This window comes from Bacillus sp. GbtcB10, assembly GCF_019091365.1.
Classification (GTDB): domain Bacteria; phylum Bacillota; class Bacilli; order Bacillales; family Bacillaceae; genus Bacillus; species Bacillus altitudinis.
In genome coordinates this window covers 1-597 of the sequence record NZ_JAGXJP010000017.1, presented here as the reverse complement: position 1 = coordinate 597, position 597 = coordinate 1, and the positions used below count along the sequence as shown (strand labels likewise).

The following is a 597-nucleotide window of genomic DNA, read 5'->3' as shown; positions in this document are numbered from 1 at the left end:
ATTTAAAGGTTCGAAAGCTACACAAGAAATATCATCTACATGATGAATGTGTGACCGTAATTGATCAAATTCGAAATTTATATGCTCAAGGTAAAAATGTTGATGAAGTCGATCAAGCCTTATCCAATGCCGGAGTACCATTAACTATAACTGTAGAACCACACGTTCATGACAGTCATGAACAACATGAACATGATGAACGATTAGAAAACATACTGATAGAAATGCAAGAAAAGCTTGATAAACAACAAGAATTTAACCAACTACTTCTAGATCGGCTAGATCATCAACAAAAATACATTGAAGACCGGCTAGAAAATAGAGATTGCATGCTAATGGAATCTATTAGACAACTACAAGAAGAAAAACAAGCCCGTTTGAAAGTTGCAGCTACTTCTACTCAAGAAGAAATAAAAACATCCCAACAAAAAAAATGGTATCAATTTTGGAAATAAGGAGGAGTAAATACCATGAAACGAATCAGCAATAAGGAACTAAGAGAAAACAGTAAAAAATACAGAGAACGCGCTAAAGCTCCACAATCTGAATTTATTAAATACGAAAGTCACGAACAGTTTTATGATTTAATTATGAAGC

Annotated in this window: 1 pseudogene; it reads left to right on the top strand. The window is 33.3% G+C overall.

The annotated features are described in order from the left end of the window. Positions 1–455: pseudogene (locus KVT11_RS19530) on the top strand (DUF3967 domain-containing protein); the annotation flags it as partial. Positions 456–597 lie beyond the last annotated feature (142 nt).